Source organism: Tepidanaerobacter sp. EBM-38 (genome assembly GCA_001896545.1).
In the GTDB taxonomy this organism is placed as follows: Bacteria; Bacillota; Thermosediminibacteria; order Thermosediminibacterales; family Tepidanaerobacteraceae; genus Tepidanaerobacter.
In genome coordinates this window covers 104,519-126,118 of the sequence record MPOT01000054.1, presented here as the reverse complement: position 1 = coordinate 126,118, position 21,600 = coordinate 104,519, and the positions used below count along the sequence as shown (strand labels likewise).

Below are 21,600 nucleotides of genomic sequence, written 5' to 3'. Positions count from 1 at the left end.
AAAAATTAATAAAGTTATTAATGAAAGTAGAAGGATTTTTAGCTTTAATGTCGAATATATGATACAAAGAAGTAAAAATTTTAATTAAGTTGGGGAATTTTATGCAAAAATTTAATCTGGATGAATTTAAAGCCACAACAAATGCTAACGATTGCTTAGTTCTTAATACAATAAGACATTATGGGCCGATATCTCGGGCAGCTATAGCTAAGGTTACCGACCTTACCGCACCTGCCATTACTTACATAACAAATAAGTTGCTGGATTCAGGGCTTGTAGTAGAATACAAAGTCGGAAAGTCAAGCGGCGGCAGGCGGCCTATACTGCTTACTGTAAATCCTGACATCTTAAACGTCGTAGTGATTCATATAAGTTCCACTAAGTTGAGGGGCTATCTTGTAAATGGAGATTTACATGTCTTAATGGAAAGAGAATATCCGGTCCAAAAAGTGCCCAAGGATGATATATTGGAGCTTATGCTTACAACTATCTCAGATTTAAAGCAAGAATCTAAAACCGATATACTTGGCATTGGTGTAGTTGTCCACGGACCGGTAAAGTCAAAAGAAGGTATATCCATATTCGCACCGAACCTAGGCTGGCGAAATGTACCCATTAAGTACATTGTAGAAGAAAAGATAGGCATTCCTACATTTGTAGAAAATGACGTGAGGGCTATGGCTATAGGTGAGTTTCACTATGGCACGGCACGCAGCGTTGAAAACATGGTCTTTTTAAAGGTCGGATACGGTGTGGGTTCTGCCATTTTTATAGAGGGCAAACTTTATCGCGGCCACGGAGACAGTGCCGGTGAAATCGGCCATACAACAATCGACGTGGGAGGTCCTTTGTGCAGCTGCGGCAACTATGGATGCTTGGAGTCGCTTGTTTCGGAAAATGCACTGGTCAAAGCCATGGTTAAATCAATTAAAGAAGGCAGGTCATCAGTTGCCCAAGATATGGCAGGGGGCAATCTTGATGAAATAACCCCTGAGATTATTTACAAAGCAGCAGAAAAAGGCGATGTACTGGCCGGCAGGATTTTAAGACAGGTGGCGCGATACCTTGGTATAGGTATTGCTAACACCATCAACACATTTAACCCTGAGCTTTTGACGATTGGAGGGGGAATAGTCCGAGCAAGGGCTTTTATTGAAGATACTATTTTAGATACAGTAAAAACACGGTCACTGGAGAATAGTTTCAGTTTGTGTGAAATTGAATTTTCAGATATGGGTGAAGTGGCCACTGTTAAGGGAGCTGCCGATGTGGTAATGACAGCTATCCTTTAAGTCTAAAGCGGAGGGATAAAAATGTATTTTATCGGCGTCGATTTAGGAGGTACGAATATTGCCTCAGCCTTGGTAAATGAAAAGGGCGAAATCATAAACAGTACTATCATTCCAACAGAAGCACAAAAAGGGCCCGAATACGTGATAGGCAATATGAAAAGAGAAATTCACAAACTAATAAATAATGCTGCAGGTTCTAAAATTGTCGGAATAGGCCTGGGAATTCCGGGCCTGGTTGATATAGATAAGGGCATGTCCCTTTTTGCCGGTAATTTAGGATGGCAAAACATACCTGTGCTGGAACAATTTCAAAATGAGTTTGATGTTCCTGTATGTATGGATAATGACGTAAGAACGGCAGCTCTTGGCGAAAAGCATTTTGGTGCCGGTGTCGGAATCGATAATTTAATCTGTATAACATTGGGCACCGGCATCGGTTCAGGAATAATTCTTGACGGTAAAATCTATAGAGGTCATTCTCTCAGTGCCGGTGAAATCGGCCATATTACTATAGTAAAAGATGGCCTTTACTGTAATTGCGGAAATCGAGGCTGTTTAGAAATGTATGCCTCAGCACCGGGAATTGTCCGGCGGACACAAAAATACATCCTTGAAGGCCATAATACGGTGATGACTTCAATGGTTGATGGGGATTTAGATAAAATTACAACAAAGACCTTATCACAAGCATGGGAAAAGGGCGATGAGCTCGCTCAACTGGTAATAGACGAAACTGCAGAGCTTTTAGGGATTGGCCTTGCCACCTTTGCACACTTGATAAATCCTGAAGTAATTATTATCGGCGGCGGCGTCTCGCTAATGGGAGATAAACTATTTAATCCACTGCAAAAATATTTTGATGAACATTCTATGAGAATATTGAGAAATAAACTCCCTATTATTCCGGCCAAACTGAAAAGCGAGTCGGGTACGGTCGGAGCCGCAGCTTTAGCCATGATAAACCTGGGTATTTTATAAGTTGGAGGCGATATAATGCTGGTATCTTCTAAAGAAATGCTGCAAAAGGCTCAACAAAATAAGTATGCAATAGCAGCTTTTAATATTCATAATCTTGAAACGCTAAAAGCCGTGGTTGAAACTGCCGAAGCAGAACAAAGCCCGTTGATATTACAAACAACTCCGGGAACCTGTGAGTATGCAGGCATAGATTACCTTGTTGCCATGGCCGAAACAGCATCAAAGGCTGCAAACATTCCCATAGCCTTACATCTTGACCATGGAAATTCGGCGGACCTTGCAATAAAGTGTATAGATATCGGCTATACATCGGTAATGATCGATGGTTCTATGCTGCCCTTTGAAGAAAATGTGTCATTGGTTAAGCAGGTAGTCGAATATGCACATAAAAAGCATGTCCAAGTTGAGGCAGAGCTTGGCCATATTTCCGGAGTAGAGGAGAATATTTCTTCGAGCACAGAGTTGCTAACAGACCCTATGGAGGCAGAGGAATTTGTAAAAAGAACAGGTGTAGATTCATTAGCAATTGCTGTAGGCACAGCCCATGGAATTTACAAAGGAACTCCCAAAATTCACTTTGACATTATCCGAAATATCCGCAAAGTTGTAAGCATTCCGCTGGTTTTGCACGGATGCTCAGGCGTGCCCGAAGTTGATATTAAGCAAGCCGTCGAGTGCGGAATATGCAAAATCAACATTGCAACAGATATTAAAATTGCATTTGCAGCAAAACTTAAAGAATCCTTTTCACTAAAACCAGACGAAACCGACCCGAGAAAATATTTTAAACCTGCGATAGAGTCGGTAAAAGAGGTAGTAAAATCTAAAATTTATATAGCAGGTTCATATAACAAGGCATAGAGGAGGCAGCAAATTGATTGATTTAAATGATGTGGAAAAGGTCAGACAAATTGACAGCATGAGTTCTTTACTTACAACGGAAAGGTATGACATGCAGTTCGAGGAAGGTTTAAAAATAGCTGAAAATTTCAAAATAGAAAAACCAATGCATAATTTCCATGAACTTATAATATTAGGTACTGGCGGAGGATCTTCGGTGGCTGCAGGGCTTTTGAGGTCATACCTCTTTGATGAACTTAATATTCCGGTAATAATTAACCAGGGTTATAACGTGCCGGCTTATGTCGATGAAAACTCACTAATTTTTGTGATTTCTCATTCGGGAAATACAGAAGAAACGCTTTCGGCTTTTGAGCAGGTAAAATCAAAAGGCGCATATATGCTTGCAATTACAGCGGGCGGGCTTTTACAAGACAAATGTGCCGAAAATCAAATTCCCTGTTTCATAGTTCCGCAAGATATCGGCCATCCCAGAAGGGTCTTAGGATACATATTTATTCCCATGCTTGCAGTACTTTCAGAACTTGGCCTGATATCGGATAAGACCCATGAAATCCAACAACTTATAAGCTTATTTTCAGAACTTAAACAAAAATATGGTGTCGATGTGCCGGTTGAAGACAACCTGGCAAAGCAAATAGCTATGGAACTATATGGATACATACCTTTGGTTTACGGCTCACTTGACTATTATGATTCAGTAGCTTGGAGGATAAAAAATCAGTTTGGCGAAAACAGCAAGCTCATGGCATTTTATAATGTCATACCTAACTTGCACCATGATGAAGCCGTTGGGTGGGATATGCCGGAGGACCTTATTTCAAAATTTTATTTAATTTTACTTAGGGATGATGAACTAGACAGCCATAAAATTAAAAAACGCAAGGATATAACCGCAGAAATGCTATCTTCTAGAATGGGCAAAGTAAGACAGGTTTATGCAGAAGGACCGAACAGACTTTGCCGCATGTTTTCCCTAGTATATCTCGGAGACTTTATTACACTGTATGCGCCGATATATCGGGGAGTAGACCCTACGCCGGTAAATATTATCAACCTTTTTAAAACTAAAATGGCGGAGTCATAAATGATTCTTGCAGTAAACTTAAATGCATCCATAGATAAGGCATATACCGTGGAGAATTTTAAGCCCGGAACGGTGACGAGAGTAAAAGAGGTAATACCAACTGCCGGCGGAAAGGGATTAAATGTAGCAAGGGTGCTGAATGCACTAAACCAGACCGTAAATGTCACCGGATTTATCGGTGGATTTTCAGGAGCTTTTATAGAGCAGCAGCTTAAAGAGCAAAAAATGCCTTTTGAGTTTATACATGTAAATGGTGAAACCAGGTCCTGCATAAATATTATAGATTTATCCTCAAATATTCATACAGAACTATTGGAACCCGGGCCATATATATCGGAAGAAGAGCTTGATGAGTTTTTAGAATTTTACACAAGCTCAGTTAAGCAATATGACGTGATAACGCTTTCCGGCAGTGCTCCTCGGGGCATTAGTACAGATATATATGCAAAACTCATATCTATCGCAAAAGATGCAAATAAAAAGGTCATACTCGATACAAGCGGCGAGTATTTGGCTAAAGGTATACAGAGTTCTCCTACTTTAGTAAAACCAAATAAATCAGAAGCGGAGCTGCTTTTAGGAAGAAAACTTAACAATACCGGTGACTTGGCATCTGCTGCAAAAGAACTTGTGGACAAGGGCCCTGAAATCGTTGCAATATCACTGGGCGCCGAAGGCGTAATGGTAGCAAGCAGCTTGGCGAAAGAAACATACTGGGCAGTCCCTCCTAAGATCCGCCCTGTAAACACCGTAGGCTGTGGTGATGCAATGGTAGCCGGATTTGCCGCAGGACTTTCCAACAACTGGCCTCTTACAGAATGTATTAAATATGCCGTTGCAGTTTCAGCAGCAGCGGCACTGAGCCCTGTAACAGGGGGAATTGTTTTAAAAGAAGTAAACAACATTATTGGAAATATGGATTTTCATAATCTGTACCTGCTTTGATAATTGCAGCACATTAAATTAATAGGTGCTGAATTATATAAAACAAAATTTATTTATCAGGGGGTAAGCAAGTATGAAGAAAACCATATCAATCATTCTCATGTCAGTTCTTCTAATAAGTCTTCTAGCTGGCTGTGGAGGAGGCGGTCAACCTGCAGAAGGAGATAACAAACAAGCAGAAGGCGGCGACAAAGCCGGCAGCGAAATCAAGATAGGCTTATGCCTTTACAAATTCGATGACACCTTCATCTCCACCGTACGCCAAGCGATAGAAAAAGACGCGGCAGAAAAGAGCAAAGCCACAGGCGACAAAATCACCATCAACGCCGTAGACGGCCAAGGGCAACAAGCGACCCAAAACGACCAAGTAGACACATTCATAACCCAAGGCTACGACATAATAGACGTAAACATGGTAGACCGAACCGCAGCCTCAGTCATAATAGACAAAGCCAAAAAAGCCGACATACCCATAGTATTCTTCAACCGTGAACCCGTCCCCGAAGACATGGACAAATGGGATAAACTATACTACGTAGGAGCAAAAGCCGAAGAATCAGGGACCATGCAAGGCAGCATAGCCGTAGAATACTGGAAAAACCATCCAGAAGCAGACAAAAACGGAGACGGCATAATGCAATACGTAATGCTAGAAGGAGAACCCGGCCACCAAGACGCAATACTTAGAACAGAGTACTCCATCAAAGCCGTAGAAGAAGCCGGAATAAAAACCGAAAAACTAGCAAGCGACACCGGCAACTGGCAAAGAGCCCAAGGCCAAGAAAAAATGGCCGCATGGCTTTCCGCCTTTGGAGACAAAATCGAAGTAGTATTTGCCAACAACGACGACATGGCCCTAGGAGCAATCGAAGCACTAAAAGCCGCCGGCTACTTCCAAGGCGACAAATACATGCCCGTAATAGGCGTAGACGCCACAGCACCGGCCCTTGATGCACTAGCAGACGGCAAACTACTAGGAACAGTACTAAACGATGCCAAAGGCCAAGGCAACGCAATACTAGAAATATCCTACGCACTAGCCAAAGGCAAAGACCCCGAACTTGAAGGCCTAACCGATGGCAAATACTGCTGGGTACCATACCAGCCCGTAACCAAAGAAAACATGGACCAATTCAGATAACACAAAAACCAATTTAGGGAGTGCATGCACTCCCTAAATTTCCCCAAACCCACATCTAACTTAAAAAAAGGTGAGAACAATGACACAAGAACACATACTAGAAATGCAAAACATATCAAAAAGCTTTCCCGGAGTCCAAGCACTAGACAACGTAACACTAAAACTAAAACCGGGCACAGTCCACGCCCTAGTAGGCGAAAACGGAGCCGGCAAATCCACACTAATGAAATGCCTATTTGGCCTATACACCCCAGACAAAGGCCATATAATCCTAGACGGAAAAACAGTAGAATTCAAAACTGCCAAAGACGCCATAGAAAACGGCATCTCAATGATACACCAAGAACTCCAGCCGATACCCCACAGAAGCGTAATGGAAAACATCTGGCTTGGCAGATTCCCCACCAAAAAAATCATAGGCATCTCAAGCGTAGACCACAAAAAAATGTACAAAGACACAAAAACACTAATGGAAGAACTAAAAATAGACATAAACCCAACAACACTAGTCTCAAAACTATCAGTTTCACAAATACAAGCAGTAGAAATAGCCAAAGCAGTTTCATACAAATCGAAAATAATCATCATGGACGAACCCACATCATCCCTAACCGAAAACGAAGTAGAAAACCTATTTCGGATAATCAAAGATCTAAAAGCCCATGGTGTAGCAATAATATACATATCCCACAAAATCGAAGAAATCCTAGAGATAGCTGACGAAGTGACCATAATGAGAGATGGCAAAAAGATAGGCACATGGCCTGTCCAAGAACTAACAATCGACACAATAATCACAAAAATGGTAGGTAGAGAACTCACCCACAGATTTCCACCGCGCAAAAGCATACCGGGTGAAACAATAATGAAAGTAGAGGACCTTACCTCCATCAACCCCAGATCATTCAAAAACGTAACATTTGACCTAAAACGCGGTGAAGTATTAGGCATAGGCGGACTAGTAGGAGCACAGAGGACAGAACTAGTAGAAGCCATCTTTGGCATAAGAAACATATCAAAAGGCAAAATCTACATAAAAGGCCAAGAAGTCACAATAAAACACCCATTTGACGCCAAACAAAAAGGCCTAGCACTACTAACCGAAGACAGGCGCTCAACAGGCATATTCCCCATGCTTTCCGTAGAAGAAAACGTCCTAATCGCAGCACTGCACAAATACCTAAAACTCAACTTCATAGTAGACAAAAAAACCAGCAGCGAAGCAGTAAAAGCTGCAGTAGAAAAACTACAAATAAAAACCCCATCAATAAAAACCCAAATACAATACCTATCCGGAGGCAACCAACAAAAAGCAATATTCTCAAGATGGCTGCTAACCGAACCAGAAATTCTAATTCTAGACGAACCGACCCGAGGCATAGACGTAGGAGCAAAATACGAAATATACACCATAATAACCGACCTTACCAGACAAGGCAAAAGCATAATCATGATATCCTCAGAAATGCCAGAACTCATAGGCATGTCAGACAGAATAATGGTAATGTGCGAAGGCAAAGTCAGCGGCTTCATAGACGGCAAAAGAGCAAACCAAGAAACAATAATGAAGTATGCGACGCAGTTTGCATAAAGAAAAGATAGAAGACACAGAGGAGGTAATAAATTGGCTAGCACAAATACAAAACCAAAAACAAAACCAAGCCTACAAACAAGCGAACTAAAAGCCATATTAAGCAACAACGCCATATACATGGTACTACTAATATTATTTTTAACAATAGGCATACTCAACAAAAACTTCCTATCACTTTCAAACATAGGCAACATACTGCGCATATCCTCAGTGCGCATGATAATAGCATTAGGAGTAAGCGGAGCACTAATCACCCGCGGCACAGACCTTTCCGCAGGCCGCGTTGTAGCCCTTACAGCATGCATATCCGCAAGCCTGCTGCAACGGCCTGACTATGCATACAAAATATACGAAAACCTGCCCAACTTACCCATAATATTACCAATACTACTAGCCATACTCATAGGCACCATCATAGGCATAATCAACGGCTCAATAGTAGCATACCTAAAAGTACCTGCATTCATAGCGACACTAGGCATGCAAGTAATAGTATATGGCTTTGCATGCATATACACCAATGCACAGCCCATCGGAGGCCTAAGAGACGACTTTACAAATCTGGCATCAGGCTCAATATTTCTAATACCCAACCTAGTCTTAATAGCAGCGATAATAGTAGCCGTAATTTGGTTTATGTATAACCACACACAATTTGGTAAATACATATACGCCATAGGCGGCAATCCCAGTGCAGCAGAAGTATCCGGAGTAAAAGTTGAGCCAACGCTAGTTAAAGTATATGCACTAGCCGGCGGCCTTTACGGTTTAGCCGGAGCACTGCTTGCCGCAAGAACCGGAGGTGCAACAAACAACTACGGCCTAATGTATGAACTTGACGCCATAGCAGCCTGCACCATAGGAGGTGTCTCCACTTCCGGCGGCATAGGTCGAGTATCAGGAATCATCACCGGCGTATTAATATTCGAAGTACTAAGCAACGGCTTAGTTATCCTAGGAGTTTCCGCTTACTGGCAGCAAGTTATCAAAGGCATCATAATTATTACTGCCGTAGCTTTTGATATTCGCAAATATTTTGCAAAAAGATAAAAACATATTTGCATTACTTGAGATTTGTGATAGAATATACAAAGAAAACATTTTGAGGAGGTCTTTCCCTTGAAACTAAGTGTTGAACAAGATCTTTGTATTAGTTGTGGTCTTTGTATTGATACCTGCCCATCGGTTTTTGATTGGAATGACGATGGGAAAGCTGATGTGGTAGTCGATGCAGTACCTGATGATGCTGAAGATGATGCAAGAGAGGCAATGGAAAGCTGTCCGTCAGAAGCAATAAAAGAAGATTAAAATCCACAGGTGAAAAACAAAAAAGGATTTCATCGCTATTAAATTCGATAGTGATGAAATCCTTTTTTATATTTTATTAAATAAGCAAAGAAGGATTTTTGCATTTTATGTAGAATAAGTAATATAATGAAACACTATACCGTAATATGAAACAAGGAGGATTTTTTATGAAAAAATTAGAAGTTATAAGACGTATTACAGATTGTGGCATTGTTGCCGTGGTAAGAGCCCAATCAGCTGATCAAGCGTTAAAGATTGCCGAGGCTGTTAAGGCCGGCGGTGTTGAGGCTATTGAAATAACCATGACAGTGCCCGGAGCTATTGATGTTATAGCTGAACTTGCCAAAGCTTATCCTAACGGGGAAATTTTAATCGGAGCTGGCACCGTAATGGATCCGGAAACCGCAAGAGCAGCAATGCTTGCCGGAGCAGAATTCATAGTCAGTCCTTACTTCAATCCTGATGTAGTAAAAATGTGCAACAGGTACCAAAAGGTATGTATGCCGGGTGCTATGTCCATCAGAGAAGTCGTAGAAGTCATGGAATCCGGTGCAGACTTTGTCAAGTTCTTCCCAGGAAGCGCATTTGGTCCAGCGATGATTAAAGCGATATTAGGGCCACTACCCTATGCACCCATTGTCCCGACAGGTGGCGTAAGCCTGGAAAATGTCGGCGAATGGATTAAGGCAGGATGCCAAGCCGTAGGTGTAGGCGGTGAACTGACTAAAGGAGCTAAAAAAGGAGACTATGCGGAAGTCGAGAAAACAGCACGCAAGTTTGTGGAAGCTATTAAAGCAGCAAGAAAATAAGCAGTGATTTCATTCACTGATTTATTCAATTTAATTATAATTATAAAAGGAAGGTGTTTTTATTGGCTAATAAAATTGTTACTTTTGGTGAAATAATGCTGAGGCTTACCCCTCCTAATTACCTAAGGTTTGTTCAGGCCGATTCCTTTGATGTAACCTACGGCGGCGGTGAAGCTAATGTAGCTGCATCCTTGGCAAATTACGGCGAGGAGGCCTATTTTGTAACAAAAGTTCCTGATAATCCTATCGGTCAGGCCGCTATAAATCATCTTAGAAGATATGGCGTGCATACCGACTATATAGTAAAGGGCGGAGAGCGCCTAGGAATCTACTTTAACGAGATCGGAGCATCTCAGCGGCCTTCACTTGTAGTATATGACCGCAGTCATTCATCGATTTCCGAGGCAAAAGCCGGAGATTTTGACTGGGAAAAGATTTTAGAAGGCGCTAAATGGTTCCATTTTACAGGCATTACACCAGCTTTAGGCGATGATGTAGCTGCCGCATGCCTGGAAGCAGTTAAAACTGCCAACAAGATGGGTATAACCGTAAGCTGTGATTTAAACTACCGTAAGAAACTATGGTCCAAAGAAAAGGCTCGCATAGTCATGTCTGAACTTATGCAGTATGTGGATATTTCTATCGGAAACGAAGAGGATGCCCATGATGTTTTTGGAATCCAGGCCGCCGAATCTGATGTAACAAAAGGCGAGCTGAGCAAAGAAGGCTATAAGGAAGTAGCAAAAAAACTTATGGATAAGTTTTCATTAAAAGGTGTGGCCATCACGCTTAGAGAAAGCTACTCGGCATCTGACAACGGCTGGTCTGCAATGTATTATGACGGAAAAGAAATATACACTTCAAGAAAATATAAAGTGCATATAGTAGACAGAGTCGGCGGAGGAGACTCCTTTGGCGGCGGTCTAATCTACGCCCTCCTCAACGGATATGCTCCACAGGATGCGGTAGAATTTGCCGTAGCGGCTTCCTGTCTGAAACACACCATCGTAGGCGATTTTAACCACATGACAGTAAAGGAAGTTGAAAACTTGGCAAAAGGTGATGCCTCCGGAAGAGTCCAGAGATAGATAAATAGGCAATACGAAAAACATATTTCTTGAGAAAATTTATAAAGAGCGTTGCAAACTGTGCGAAAGACAGAATTTTTTGCAACGCTCAATTGCTATTTGCCGTAGTATACTTGAATATTGCCAGGAAGAATTAGCAGGACAATAACCTTGGCTTGTCGAAATAATAAATATATATATTGAGATAAGCGAGGAGTGAAAGCAAATTGAATCTTGAGGAAATAAAACAAACAGCGCGTGATAAGATGAAAGGTTATTGCCGAGTATGCAAGAACTGTAACGGAATAGCTTGTGCCGGTGAAGTTCCCGGAATGGGAGGGATAGGCACCGGTTCTTCTTTTACGGCAAACATAGAGGCACTGGCCAATGTAAAGCTTAATCTGAGGACACTGCATGATGCAAAGACTCCGGATATTTCCACAAATATTTTAGGAATTGACCTTTCCATGCCGATTCTTTCAGCGCCTATAACCGGCTCAGATTACAATATGGGCGGGGCCATACCTGAGGCCGAGTACATCGGCATGGTCATGTCAGGCAGTAAATATGCGGGAACTGTCGGTATGTGCGGCGACGGCGGAAATCCCGTATTTTATACTTCGGGTATTGAAGCAATTAAAAAAGAAAACGGGCATGGAATACCTATCATAAAACCCAGGGAAAATCACAGAGTGATTGAAATGGCGAAACAGGCCGAGGAGATAAATGCCCCTGCCGTTGGCATGGATATTGACGGAGCGGGTCTTGTGACCATGGCATTAATGGGACAGCCAGTAGGTCCTAAAAATCTTCAGGAAATAAAAGAAATAATATCGGCTGTTGACCTGCCTTTTATATTAAAGGGTATCATGACCGTAGATGAGGCAAAGCTGGCTTTGGAGGCGGGGGCTGCTGCAATAGTCGTATCAAACCACGGCGGACGCATACTGGACAGCACGCCTGGAGTTGCACAAGTCCTCCCCGCAATAGCCGATAAGCTGAAGGGTAAAATAACCATTCTCGCCGACGGAGGAGTGCGTTCCGGTGTGGATGTGCTGAAATATTTAGCTTTGGGGGCAGATGCGGTACTTGTAGGAAGACCTGTCATCATCGGCGCTTTTGGCGGCGGAGCTGAAGGTGTGCGACTGGTATTGGAAACAATGGCAAATGAGTTAAAACAGGCCATGATTCTCACAGGCTGTAAGGATATTAAAAGCATAAATTCATCAGTCATATATTAAAATTGTGGTCTAAAAATTACCTCATTATGGGTATACCCTCTTGCAGAAGTTTGTGATTGGTTTATACATCGTTGCCGGGGAGTAAGATTGATGTGCCGTGAGCTTTAAATAGCTCTTAGCAAATCCAATTCTTCCTTTGTGAGCTTGCGCCACATGCCCGGCTCAAGCTCTTCATCGAGCCTTAACGGCCCAAGAGACAGCCGCTTTAGATAAATAACCTCCTTACCCCTGGCCTTCATCATCCGCTTTATCTGATGAAATTTGCCTTCATATATGGTAACATATGCACTTGAAATATTATTTTTTTCCAAAATATCAAGTTCTGCAGGTAGTGCCGTAAAATCTTCAAGTTCCATACCTGCGGCAAAGGCTTTAATATCACTTTCATCAAGCCTTCCCCGAACTTCTACATAATAGGTTTTAGGTACCCGATTTTTAGGTGACAGAAGCCGATGGGCCATCTTACCGTCATCGGTTAAGAATATAAGCCCTTCGGCATCTTTATCAAGCCTGCCTACCGGGAATAGTTTTCGATGGAAATATTCCCCTTCCAGCAAATCAATGACAGTTGTTTCAAAATCATCATAGGTTGAAGAAACAACATCCTGGGGCTTGTTCATCATAATATATACATTATCTTCATACAAAATACATTCCCCTGCCACGATTATCTCATCAAGAGAGGGATTCACCAAAGTGCCGGCATCATTGATAATCACACCGTTTATCGACACTTGGCCCGATTTAATAAGTTTCTTAACATCCTTTCGGCTGCCGTAGCCGCATGAAGCAAGGATTTTATCGATGCGTGCAGGTTTTTGACTTTTCATTGCTTACACCTCATTTTATTTCAACTGTCTTATCATCCTGATGCCATATTACCTCGTATCCCATGGCCTCTGCCAGTTCCCTTACGGGCACCATTACCTGTTCGCCTGCCAAATAAGTTGGAACCGTAAACCATTTTTCCGTTTGATTGGTGAGCTGCTTTGTAACTTTATGCGAATTAGAATCCCAAAGCAGATTCCACCCCAAATTTTTCACAAAGAAATTCAGCGGTGCCGTAAATTTTCCATCTACAAAAGCTGCGGCAGTATCCAGCTGCACCGGCCTTTTATTCCGATACGCAGTTGCAGAATCCAAGCGGAGCACGACTGAACCGTCAAAGTATTCCGGAAGAACAAAAGAATTATCGTGAATTAAAACTTTAAATTTCTCCAAAGTCGTACCGGGCAGCACAATTATCCGATTTAAAGCCATGGGACAAGCATCTTGATATACAAAACCCTGATTAACAGTAAACCCAAGGCTGTAGCCGTTTAACCTTGAAGCGGCTATTGACATCTCATTAAACTTGCCATAAGGATATGCAATACTTTTGATTTTCGGAGAGCCGATTTGGTCGAAAAATTCATTCATATTGTCAAAGTCTTCATATAACAACTCCTGACTCATAGCAACAAAAGCAGATTCTTCATTTATAAGATAATGAGCATTAAAAGTGTGGCTGCCAAACTCTATAAGACCGCTGTCGGTCATTTCACGTATTTGGTCAAAAGAAAGCTTTGGGATGATTTTTAAGTCTTGCGGCTTACTTTCTATGCTGCCGCCTATCAAAAAAATTAATGCATTTAAACCGTATTTTTTTAATATGGGATAAGCATATGTATAATTGGATTCATAACCGTCATCAAATGTAATAAGCACCGTATTTTCCGGAAGTGCCTTCTTGGTATACAAAAACTCCTCAATATCATTTAATTTTGCAGTATAATAACCATGTTCATATAGATATTTCATCTGCTGCTCAAATTCCGAAACAGAAATAATAGCATTCGTATTTATCGGTGATTCCTCAGGAACAATATGATGATAACATAGAACAGTCAACGAGTCCTTTTGCTCTGTCGGTAAATTCTGTGCAGCAAATGAAGGTGCGGGAAAATTTAAAGTGAGCATAAAAAACGATAATAAAAGTAAAACAATATTCTTCGATTGCTGAAGTTTAAAATGTCGCAAAAACTGCATAATTATACATGCTCCTTTCAAAATCAATGACATAAGCAACAATAGACTGCACATCTGATTTTTAATTTCGAAATTTATATGCTCAAACAGTATCCTATCACATTGCCAACACAGAGTAAATAACATAAATTTTGCAGAAATATTATACAAAAGCGCTTTATTTTTGATATAATCGAGTAAAGCTTTTTGATTAATCTTTTAAAGGAAGCGGATATAAGTTGGAACATATTGAACTAAAGATATCATTACTTCAAACTGATACAATTTACCGCGATTTTAAGGCGAATTTGAGTCAAGCCGAAATCATGATAAGCAAGGCTTTAAACCGTCGAAAAAAGCCTAATGTGCTGGTTCTGCCTGCAATCTTGGCAGCCGGCTCAAATGAGCAGGAAGCCGCTGCCGTAAATCAATTACAAAAGCTGGCAGCGCAAAACTCCGTCAATATAGTGACTTCCTGCACCTTTGATACCGCATATGCGGTAGACAGACAAGGTCATATTATTGCAAGCTGTAATCAAGCTAATGAAATGCAGCCCGAAAGCTGTATATTTGATTTAGACGGCATCAGCTGTGGGATTATCCCGGGTTGTGATTTAAGATTTCCAGAAGTTGTAAGACAGTCGGCTCTTAAAGGTGCAAAAGTTCTCTTTGTTTTAGGAAAATGGCCGAAGCTTCGAGAAATTCACTGGAAGCTTTTAAACATAGTAAGAGCCATTGAAAATCAATTTTTTGTTGTAGCAGTAAATTCTGCGGGCAAACCCCGGACCGGTGCATGTTCAGGCATGTCTATGGTTGTAGACCCTTGGGGCAAAATACTTGCTGAAAGTGATGAGAGCCCCGAAATTTTAACGACTGTTATAGATGTGGGCCTGGTTGAAAGAGCCAGAGGTCAAAATCCGGTACTAAATGACATAACAGCTAATTAACACAGTGATTGAAAGGAGATACATATGAATAAAATTCAACAACAAATATTTGACACACAGCTAGCTGCAAATTCCCTGGTTATTTATAGAAACCTTCTTCTAAATGACCAAATTGTTAAGAAATATTTAAAAATGCTTGAAATTACCTCGGAAGAAAAGCCTATACCGGCTCTTGTTTCAGTATACCACGATTTTTTAAGCAGCCTTATAGAAGAAAACAAAATTTGTGGGGAACCTTTAGTGGGCAACCTTTGGCAAGACCATATCTTAAATCTTATTCTTGCAGATGAAAACCCTTTTAGCCTCAGATGTGAAAAAATCGGATTACATGAAATAGAGCAGCCGCTTATAGAACTTGCAGAAAGGGATTTAGCGCTATTGAAGATATTACACGATTTCAATTTTATGGCATTTACTTCCCATATACAAGAAAAGTCAGCTCAATGCACAGATTTTACCGCAATGCTTACTATGAAAGGCAGTAAATCTTTTCCATACCCCAAAACCTATTATGAACAAAAACAAAAAATAAAAATACTGTTGAATAATTCCCCGGCTTGGAATAAAAATATCAGCGACTTGGCAAAATTCTATAAGAATACGGGCTGTGGAAAGTTTGCCAGATACTGGGCTTTCAAATGGGTAGATACCGAAAACGGCGGCAAACTTGTTGGCATACCGGAACCGGACCCCATTCTGTTGGAAAACCTTATCGGTTATGAAGAACAGAAAAATGAAGTATTGCGAAATACCCGACAGTTTGTCCAAGGCTTTGGAGCAAACAACATGCTGCTATACGGGGACAGAGGCACCGGCAAGTCTTCTACGATTAAGGCATTAATCCATGAATTCGGAGAAGATGGCTTGCGAATGGTGGAAGTAACCAAAGACCGGTTAATAGACCTTTCCAATATCGTTGCAGAACTGAGAGACCGTCCCTACCGCTTTATTATTTTTGTAGACGACCTTTCCTTTGAAGAACACGAGACAGAATACAAGTATTTAAAAGCCATTCTGGAAGGAAGTTTGGAACCGGCTCCGGAAAATGTACTGATATACGCAACCTCTAACCGCCGCCATCTTATCCGGGAATTTCACAGTGACCGGGCCGAAGATGAGGCAAAAGCCCAGGATACGCTTCAAGAAAAACTTTCCCTATCGGATCGCTTTGGCATTACGGTAGTATACCTTTCTCCCGACCAGGAAAAATATCTTGACATAGTCGAGGGCATAGCCGAAAGCAAAGGTATAAACATAGAGCCCAAACAACTTCGTGAAATGGCACTAAAATGGGAGCTTTGGCATAACAGCCGCTCCGGCCGAACCGCCAAACAGTTTGTAGAAGACCTGCTGGGCAAAATGGCAAGTAATAAAGAGGATGATGTAATTGAAAATAAAAGCAACAACTGAGGACTTTATCGTAAAGGAACTGATAGATTTAGAAATCAAGGATGATGGTGCATACCGCATATACCTTCTGGAAAAACGCCATTGGAATACCATGGATGCACTTTTGGCTATTGCCCGGCAAAACAAGATGCCCATGGCACGGATAGGATATGGAGGCCGAAAAGACCGGCATGCTCTCACATATCAATATATCTCCGTGCCCAGGGAGTATGACCTTTCTTTCAATATGCCAAAAATCAAGCTTACCTTTATAGGTTTTGCGGATGACTATGTATCTCCCGCAATATTAAAAGGAAATTACTTTGAATTGACACTTAGGAAAATACCGACAGCACAAAAAACATCAGTAGCAAAGCGCTTAAATGAAGTTGCCCGCTACGGCTTTCCAAATTACTTTGATGATCAGCGCTTTGGCAGTGTAATAAATCCTGAAGAGTTTTTAGCGGAAAGGATTATAAGAAAACATTACAAGGGTGCCTTGAAACTTTACTTAACCAGCATATACCCGGAAGACAGAGGCAAAGAGAAGGAAAGAAAAAGGGCAATAGAAAAACAGTGGGGAGACTGGCAGGCAATACTCCCCCTATGCCGCACAGCAGCCGAAAAAGACATTGTAAAGATTCTTACCAAGGGAGAAAGTAAATATCAATTAGTAAAAGCCATCAATGCCATTCCGAAAGAAGAACTTTCAATGCATTTTTCTGCATATCAAAGCTTTTTGTGGAATCAAAGCTTAGAACGCATACTCCTCCAATATATAACAAACCCCATCAAAATAAAAGGAAGGATTATGGACTACTACTTCTATGAAACCCTTGAAGAAAATACTTTAAATACATTAAAGCAGCTCAACATCCCAACCGTATCCTACAAAATCTTAGGAGATTCCAAAGCTACCGACGCTGTCCTAGAAGTCCTCTCCGAGCGGAACCTAAAACCATCCGACTTCAACCTTACCAAAATCCGAAAATCCTTCTTCAAAACCTTCCCCCGCCCCGCCATCACCATCCCCCAATTTTTAGGGACGGTTCCTTTTGATTCATCAGATCTCCTGCAATCTTTTGCAAAAGATGATATTTACCCCGGATATCTAAAACTTAAGATAAGATTTATCCTCCCGCCCGGAAGCTTTGCTACCATGCTGGTAAAAAGCTTAGAGAGTTAATTAGAGGGGTAGCGGGAACGTTTTTCTCGTTCACCACAAAATCCCATATTTCCATCACAATTTATCCGCTTTTAAAGGATAAACTAAAATTAATTTGAGTTACTTTAAAGAAAGGGGACAAAGGAGCTACTACTTGTCACCTTAAGGGAGGAAGAACGTTTGTCAAAAAAAGTTATAAAGATAGCAGTAATAGGTGTTTTAATTATTGCAGTGATTTTTACCGGGTATTTTTGGAAACAAAAAAACAGTTCAATGCGAAAAACAGCGGCACAGCAAGTATCATCAGCCCAAGTTACAAAAGGAGATTTAGAAGTGGTTTTAAAAGGCTCGGGCACGCTTTTACCCATGGAGCAGGAAACCATTAATCTGAAAGTAGACGGCACCGTAAAAAAAGTATACTTTGAAGAAGGAGATGTTGTTAAAAAAGGTGATCTGCTCTTTGAATTAGAGGATGAAGACCTTTCAATAAGTCTTGAAAAATCTCAACTTTCCCTGATACAACAGCAGATTAACCTGCAAGAGATAAATGAACAAAAACAAAAAGCCGTAATATATGCTCCTGAAGACGGCATCGTAAAATCTGTTGATGTAAAGGTTGGTGATTCGGTAAATGCCAACAGCGTGCTTGCGACCATACAAGATCAAAACAAATGTCAGGTTAAAGTGCCCTTTATTTCGTCACAGATAAAAAATATAAAGCAGGGGCAAAAAGCCGAAGTTATGTTTTTAGATCCCATATATACCGTAGAAGGCGAAGTAACAAAAACCGATACAGTAGGCACACTTACATCTACCGGCAGCATTTACTACTATGTAACCATTACCATGAACAGCAACTATTACGTTGATGGAAAGGATACAGCGGTTCAAGTGTATGTTATTACCGACAGCGGTAAAGAACAAGGCATGGAACAGGCCCTGGTTGAGCCGGAAGAAGCAGTGGATGTAAAGTCGGAAATATCCTCGAAGGTTAAAGAGATATATGCTGAAGAAGGTGAAGTAGTCAAAAAAGGTCAGAAGCTATTTTCGCTGGACTTAAAAGATATCAATACGGATATAGAAAAACAGCAGTTAACTTTACAGCAGGCTGAACTTGACCTTAAATCCAAGATGTCTCAATTAGAAAATCTTCTTGTATATTCTCCCATAGATGGAACAATTATAGAGCAAAACGTTCGAGAAGGTGATCTGATCCGGCCGTCCACAAGCAGCAGTTCCAGCAGCGACCCTGCAGCGGTTATTGTAAACTATGCAAAAATGCAGGTAGTATTGCCTGTAGATGAACTTGACATTAACAATGTTGAGATTGGCATGCCTGTTAAAATAACGGCAGAGGCCGTACCGGATCAGGTATTTGAGGGTCGGGTAGAAAAAATTGCAGAGCAGGGTCAAAGCCAAAACAATGTTTCAACTTTCGATGTTACAATAACCACAGATAAAGTTGATGAACTTAAAGCAGGCATGACTGTTGATGTGGAGATGGTCGTAGCCAGCAAACAAGATGTCCTTATGCTGCCTATAACAGCGATACAATATCGAAATAACAAGAGCTATGTTATGCTGGCCTCAAATAACGGAGAAACGTCTTCGAGCAATATGGTGGAAGTTGAGACCGGCATCAGCAACGATGAGTATGTAGAAATTGTAAGCGGCGTAAAGCAAGGAGACAGAGTTTTACTATCTAATTCTACAAGCAGCAGCAACAGCACCAGATTTGACAACCAACCTGCAGGCCAAATGGCACCGATGGGACCAATGCCGTCAGGTGGTGGCGGTGGAATGGGTAATCGGAGGTAATCATATGCTTATAAGCTTAGAAAACATCTATAAAATATATAAAAGAGGTGACACAGCCGTGCACGCACTTGACGGCGTGACACTGCAAATCGAAAACAGAGAATTCGTGGCAATTGTAGGTCCCTCCGGCTCAGGAAAATCAACAATGATGAATATTTTAGGATGCCTTGATACGCCGAGCGATGGTACATATATATTTGAAGATAAAGATATATCCAAGCTAAACGATGATCAGCTTGCAGTCATACGCAACCGGCATATAGGATTTGTATTCCAGAGTTTCAACCTGCTTCCCAAGCTTGATGCAGTGGAAAATGTGGAACTGCCGCTTACCTATGCGGGGAAAAAAGGCTCGGTCAGAAGGGAGCGTGCCGTTGAAATGCTAAATGCAGTAGGATTGGGCAACAGGATACACCATAAACCATCCGAACTTTCCGGAGGTCAGCAGCAGAGAGTTGCCATAGCTCGAGCACTGTCTACGGACCCGCCGATTATATTGGCGGATGAGCCCACAGGCAACCTTGATACAAAATCCGGCCGCGAAATCATGGAGATATTAAAAGAATTGCATTTAAGCGGAAAAACTATCATCCTTATAACACATGATATAAGTGTAGCAAATCAAGCCGAAAGAAATGTCCACATTCAAGACGGCAAAATAGTAAATGATGTAAAGGTGGTCGGATAAATGGATACACTCCAGACCATAAAAATAGCCCTAAGAGGCATTTTAGATAATAAACTGCGGTCGTTTTTAACCATGCTCGGCATAATTATAGGAGTAACATCGGTTATTGCTCTTGTTTCCATAGGTCAGGGAGCCACTTCGCAGGTAACCGAACAAATCCAAAGCTTAGGTTCAAACCTGCTTACCGTAAATATAATGGGAAGAGGAGCAAATACCACCCTAAGCTATAAAGACGCCATGGAATTTGCGGAAAGTCCTTACATCAGCGGGGTGGCCCCGGTAGTGACCGGAAATGCTACGGTAAAACACGCCAACAAAAACAGCAGTGTTCAGATTCAAGGAACAAATGCCGACTTTCTGACTGTAAGAAACTACAAATTGTCACAGGGCAGATTTATAACACCGGCCGATGTTAACATGCGCCAAAAAGTAGCGATTCTTGGTTCACAAATAGCAGAAGACCTTTTCGGATTAGTAAATCCTATCGGGCAGGAAGTAAAAATAGGAGGCCAGATTTTTAAAGTAGTCGGCATTCTTGAATCTTCCAGCTCCATGATGGGATCCAACGATGAAGAGATATACATTCCGATAACCGTAGCCGAAAGGCTTTTACAGAGCAGAGGCGTAAGAGTACTATATATCCAAGCCGCATCCAAGGATACTGTAAGCCAAGCAACTGAAGAAATATCCTCCAAGCTTTCCCGCATGTTTAAGACAAGCTCCGATAGCGATTTTCAAAGCTACAGAATTCTTGACCAGACTGAGATGCTTGATACAATAAACCAGACCACGGGAACACTTACTATGATGTTGGGCGGTATTGCGGCTATCTCACTTCTGGTCGGCGGAATCGGAATTATGAATATTATGCTGGTGTCTGTAACTGAGCGCACAAGGGAAATAGGTATCAGAAAAGCCCTTGGCGCAAGAAAGCGGGATATAATGAGCCAGTTTCTGATAGAGTCGCTGGTAATCAGCGGCATCGGTGGAATCATAGGCATCATCATTGGAGTTTTATTAAGCAGGGGAATAGCCCAGTTAATTGGAATAAATGCGAAAACAACCTACTCAGTGACAGCCATCGCCTTTGGTTTTTCCATGCTGGTCGGAGTATTCTTCGGAATATATCCCGCCAACAAAGCCAGCAGCCTAAAACCTATCGAAGCATTGCGATACGAATGAATAATCGGGGACGGTTCTAAAATATTCATGAATATTTTGGAACCGTCCCTTTGGCCTTATGACAGCAGATGCTGTCATTTG

General features: G+C 41.5%; 20 protein-coding genes. 18 read left to right on the top strand and 2 right to left on the bottom strand.

The annotated features are described in order from the left end of the window. Nucleotides 1–101 precede the first annotated feature (101 nt). From BUC45_RS06355 to BUC45_RS06300, 12 genes are all read left to right on the top strand, one after another. On the top strand, nt 102–1,292 hold the full coding sequence (locus BUC45_RS06355; RefSeq protein ID WP_296971074.1) for an ROK family transcriptional regulator: 1,191 nt from the start codon (nt 102–104) through the stop codon (nt 1,290–1,292). Nucleotides 1,293–1,313: 21 nt separating this feature from the next. Beyond that, the gene (locus BUC45_RS06350) at nt 1,314–2,270 is read left to right on the top strand and encodes an ROK family glucokinase (protein ID WP_296971073.1); all 957 of its coding nucleotides are present in this window, start codon (nt 1,314–1,316) and stop codon (nt 2,268–2,270) included. A 15-nt stretch (nt 2,271–2,285) separates the two neighbouring features. Beyond that, nucleotides 2,286–3,131 (top strand): class II fructose-1,6-bisphosphate aldolase, encoded by an 846-nt coding sequence (gene fba / locus BUC45_RS06345; RefSeq protein ID WP_296971072.1) that lies wholly within the window; start codon nt 2,286–2,288, stop codon nt 3,129–3,131. 13 nt (nt 3,132–3,144) lie between these two features. Further along, nucleotides 3,145–4,218 (top strand): bifunctional phosphoglucose/phosphomannose isomerase, encoded by a 1,074-nt coding sequence (locus BUC45_RS06340; RefSeq protein WP_296971070.1) that lies wholly within the window; start codon nt 3,145–3,147, stop codon nt 4,216–4,218. Further along, complete coding sequence (gene pfkB / locus BUC45_RS06335; protein WP_296971068.1) at nt 4,219–5,163, top strand: 1-phosphofructokinase; 945 nt, start codon at nt 4,219–4,221, stop codon at nt 5,161–5,163. It abuts the gene before it with no gap. Nucleotides 5,164–5,236: 73 nt separating this feature from the next. Beyond that, complete coding sequence (locus tag BUC45_RS06330; protein ID WP_276790252.1) at nt 5,237–6,304, top strand: galactose ABC transporter substrate-binding protein; 1,068 nt, start codon at nt 5,237–5,239, stop codon at nt 6,302–6,304. Between the two features lie 79 nt (nt 6,305–6,383). Beyond that, nucleotides 6,384–7,895: a sugar ABC transporter ATP-binding protein gene (locus BUC45_RS06325; protein WP_276790254.1), complete on the top strand. Its 1,512-nt coding sequence runs from the start codon at nt 6,384–6,386 to the stop codon at nt 7,893–7,895. Between the two features lie 33 nt (nt 7,896–7,928). Continuing rightward, the gene (mglC, locus tag BUC45_RS06320; protein ID WP_296971067.1) at nt 7,929–8,948 is read left to right on the top strand and encodes a galactose/methyl galactoside ABC transporter permease MglC; all 1,020 of its coding nucleotides are present in this window, start codon (nt 7,929–7,931) and stop codon (nt 8,946–8,948) included. Nucleotides 8,949–9,017: 69 nt separating this feature from the next. Further along, nucleotides 9,018–9,206 carry a ferredoxin gene (locus BUC45_RS06315; RefSeq protein WP_296971065.1) on the top strand — a complete coding sequence of 63 codons (189 nt, stop codon included), beginning with the start codon at nt 9,018–9,020 and terminating at the stop codon, nt 9,204–9,206. Nucleotides 9,207–9,373: 167 nt separating this feature from the next. Beyond that, nucleotides 9,374–10,015 (top strand): bifunctional 2-keto-4-hydroxyglutarate aldolase/2-keto-3-deoxy-6-phosphogluconate aldolase, encoded by a 642-nt coding sequence (locus tag BUC45_RS06310; protein ID WP_296971064.1) that lies wholly within the window; start codon nt 9,374–9,376, stop codon nt 10,013–10,015. Between the two features lie 62 nt (nt 10,016–10,077). Further along, complete coding sequence (locus tag BUC45_RS06305) at nt 10,078–11,103, top strand: sugar kinase (RefSeq protein WP_296971063.1); 1,026 nt, start codon at nt 10,078–10,080, stop codon at nt 11,101–11,103. Between the two features lie 206 nt (nt 11,104–11,309). Further along, nucleotides 11,310–12,323, top strand: coding sequence for an alpha-hydroxy-acid oxidizing protein (locus BUC45_RS06300; protein ID WP_296971061.1), 1,014 nt, complete (start codon nt 11,310–11,312; stop codon nt 12,321–12,323). Between the two features lie 104 nt (nt 12,324–12,427). Here the strand turns inward: BUC45_RS06300 and BUC45_RS06295 are convergent, their stop codons facing one another. Then, entirely contained in the window at nt 12,428–13,153 is a 726-nt protein-coding gene (locus tag BUC45_RS06295; RefSeq protein ID WP_296971060.1) for a pseudouridine synthase, read from the bottom strand. 10 nt (nt 13,154–13,163) lie between these two features. After that, nucleotides 13,164–14,282, bottom strand: a complete 1,119-nt coding sequence (locus tag BUC45_RS06290; protein ID WP_296971057.1) for a polysaccharide deacetylase family protein — start codon at nt 14,280–14,282, stop codon at nt 13,164–13,166. A 287-nt stretch (nt 14,283–14,569) separates the two neighbouring features. Here BUC45_RS06290 and BUC45_RS06285 point away from each other — a divergent pair, with 287 nt between their 5' ends. The 6 genes from BUC45_RS06285 (at nt 14,570) to BUC45_RS06260 (ending at nt 21,519) form a co-directional block, all read left to right on the top strand. After that, nucleotides 14,570–15,277: a nitrilase-related carbon-nitrogen hydrolase gene (locus BUC45_RS06285; RefSeq protein WP_296971055.1), complete on the top strand. Its 708-nt coding sequence runs from the start codon at nt 14,570–14,572 to the stop codon at nt 15,275–15,277. Between the two features lie 24 nt (nt 15,278–15,301). Continuing rightward, a complete protein-coding gene (locus BUC45_RS06280; protein WP_296971053.1) occupies nt 15,302–16,687 on the top strand; it encodes an ATP-binding protein in 1,386 nt (461 codons plus the stop codon). After that, complete coding sequence (truD, locus tag BUC45_RS06275; RefSeq protein ID WP_296971052.1) at nt 16,665–17,852, top strand: tRNA pseudouridine(13) synthase TruD; 1,188 nt, start codon at nt 16,665–16,667, stop codon at nt 17,850–17,852. Before BUC45_RS06280 ends, truD begins: the two co-directional genes overlap by 23 nt. Before the next feature lie 159 nt (nt 17,853–18,011). Next, nucleotides 18,012–19,649, top strand: coding sequence for an efflux RND transporter periplasmic adaptor subunit (locus BUC45_RS06270; protein WP_296971050.1), 1,638 nt, complete (start codon nt 18,012–18,014; stop codon nt 19,647–19,649). Between the two features lie 4 nt (nt 19,650–19,653). Further along, nucleotides 19,654–20,337 (top strand): ABC transporter ATP-binding protein, encoded by a 684-nt coding sequence (locus BUC45_RS06265; RefSeq protein WP_296971048.1) that lies wholly within the window; start codon nt 19,654–19,656, stop codon nt 20,335–20,337. After that, complete coding sequence (locus BUC45_RS06260) at nt 20,338–21,519, top strand: ABC transporter permease (RefSeq protein WP_296971047.1); 1,182 nt, start codon at nt 20,338–20,340, stop codon at nt 21,517–21,519. Nucleotides 21,520–21,600: the final 81 nt, after the last annotated feature.

Coding starts and splice junctions, on each gene's coding strand:
- BUC45_RS06355 (WP_296971074.1), top strand. CDS start 102: ATGCAAAAATTTAATCTGGATGAATTTAAAGCCACAACAAATGCTAAC.
- BUC45_RS06350 (WP_296971073.1), top strand. CDS start 1,314: ATGTATTTTATCGGCGTCGATTTAGGAGGTACGAATATTGCCTCAGCC.
- fba (WP_296971072.1), top strand. CDS start 2,286: ATGCTGGTATCTTCTAAAGAAATGCTGCAAAAGGCTCAACAAAATAAG.
- pfkB (WP_296971068.1), top strand. CDS start 4,219: ATGATTCTTGCAGTAAACTTAAATGCATCCATAGATAAGGCATATACC.
- BUC45_RS06330 (WP_276790252.1), top strand. CDS start 5,237: ATGAAGAAAACCATATCAATCATTCTCATGTCAGTTCTTCTAATAAGT.
- BUC45_RS06325 (WP_276790254.1), top strand. CDS start 6,384: ATGACACAAGAACACATACTAGAAATGCAAAACATATCAAAAAGCTTT.
- BUC45_RS06310 (WP_296971064.1), top strand. CDS start 9,374: ATGAAAAAATTAGAAGTTATAAGACGTATTACAGATTGTGGCATTGTT.
- BUC45_RS06295 (WP_296971060.1), bottom strand. CDS start 13,153: ATGAAAAGTCAAAAACCTGCACGCATCGATAAAATCCTTGCTTCATGC.
- BUC45_RS06290 (WP_296971057.1), bottom strand. CDS start 14,282: ATGCTCACTTTAAATTTTCCCGCACCTTCATTTGCTGCACAGAATTTA.
- BUC45_RS06280 (WP_296971053.1), top strand. CDS start 15,302: ATGAATAAAATTCAACAACAAATATTTGACACACAGCTAGCTGCAAAT.
- BUC45_RS06265 (WP_296971048.1), top strand. CDS start 19,654: ATGCTTATAAGCTTAGAAAACATCTATAAAATATATAAAAGAGGTGAC.
- BUC45_RS06260 (WP_296971047.1), top strand. CDS start 20,338: ATGGATACACTCCAGACCATAAAAATAGCCCTAAGAGGCATTTTAGAT.